The organism is Rhodopirellula maiorica SM1, assembly GCF_000346295.1.
GTDB classification, from domain to species: domain Bacteria; phylum Planctomycetota; class Planctomycetia; order Pirellulales; family Pirellulaceae; genus Novipirellula; species Novipirellula maiorica.
Genome location: NZ_ANOG01000267.1, coordinates 1 through 1607, shown reverse-complemented (window position 1 = coordinate 1607; position 1607 = coordinate 1). Strand labels below are relative to the sequence as shown.

Here is a 1607-nt window from a genome sequence, read left to right as displayed (position 1 = left end):
AAACCATTCTTTCTTTTCATGTCCTACAACGCGCCGCACGAATACTTGGAGGCTCCCAAGGAAACGATCGCAAAATTTCCTGCCAGTGAAATGACCAAGATACCGGGTGTGAAGCCCCAAGCTCGTTCGATCTATGCCGCCATGGTCGATGAAATGGATCAGGGGATCGGAAAACTGCTGGAAACCCTCGACCGGCTGGATCTTTCGGAGAATACCCTCGTCTGGTTCTTAAGCGACAACGGCGGCATGAGACGCACAAGCGACAACCGCCCGCTGCGTGGAGCAAAATGGGACAGTTTTGAAGGCGGCCTGCGCGTTCCGATGGTGGTGCGTTGGCCTGGAATAGTGAAGCCAGGAACCTTGCTAGATCATCCGGTCACTTCGCTAGACATCGGCGCAACCGCCGTGGCATTGGCGGGCGGTGATCTCTCGAAGACGCAGCTTGATGGTGCCGACATCACCGCCTACATGACCGGACAAACATCCGACGCTCCGCATGACGAACTGTTCTGGCGTACCAGTCGCAAGGCAGGTCAGAAAAGTGGGGTCTTGCGGGTCGGCGACTACAAACTGATTGTCCAGAGAAACGGGGCGCAGCTGTTCAATTTAAAAGATGATCTTTCCGAAACCACCGATCTGTCGAAGACCCAGCCGGAACGGGTGCAAACGATGCTGGCTCGTTGGCAGGAATTGGATCAGCAGAGCAAACCTTCGTACTTCGAGAGCACCGAGAAGGGGAAAGATGCGTATCAGTATGCCGATTATCTATGGCTCAAAGGCACCCCACACTACCGCCCCAGCAAGAACTAACATGAACAAACTAACCCAACTCACTCTTTCGCTTGTCTTGTTTGCTGCCGTCGCGGGGACCGCCCAGGCAGACAAGCCAAACTTCATCGTCATCTTCACCGACGACCAGGGGTATCAGGACCTGGGCTGCTTCGGGTCGCCGGATATCAAGACGCCGCGGATCGACCAGATGGCTGCCGAAGGCATGCGGTTCACCAGCTTCTATGCCCAAACCGTATGCGGGCCATCGCGGGCTGCACTGATGACGGGGTGCTACCCACTGCGGTTGGCCCGGCAATCCGATCCCGACTCGATCCATCCCGAATTGCACCTGAACGAGATCACCATCGCCGAGGTGCTCAGCGAGCAGGGCTACGCGACCGGGGCCTTCGGCAAGTGGGATTTGGCCGGACACAACCCAGAGCATTACAAGCGAAAGTTGCTACCGCCACACCAGGGTTTTGACACGTATTTTGGCACCGCCAGCAGCAACGACCGAGTGGTCCACCTGATTCGCGATACGGAAATGGTGGAGCGAAATGTCGACATGTCCACGTTGACTCGGCGGTACACCGACGAGGCGATTGAGTTTATTCAGAGCAACAAGGATGCACCCTTCTTTGTCTATCTAGCGCACACCATGCCGCACACCAAGCTTGCCGTTTCAGCGGAGTTCAAGGGCAAATCGGCGGGCGGATTCTACGGGGACGTGATCGAGGAGATTGATTTCAACGTGGGGCGTGTGCTCGACCAGGTGAAGGAATTGGGGCTCGACGAGAGCACCTACATCATCTTTACCAGCGACAACGGACCGTGGC

The 1607-nt window shown here is 56.4% G+C and carries 2 protein-coding genes; both read left to right on the top strand.

Features of this window, described 5'->3' with window-relative positions; all coding sequences use genetic code 11:
• Positions 1 to 810: sulfatase-like hydrolase/transferase (locus tag RMSM_RS08425; RefSeq protein WP_040764852.1), on the top strand; the 810-nt coding region annotated here is incomplete at its 5' end.
• Between the two features lies 1 nt (position 811).
• Positions 812 to 1607: sulfatase-like hydrolase/transferase (locus tag RMSM_RS08420; protein ID WP_008694175.1), on the top strand; the 796-nt coding region annotated here is incomplete at its 3' end.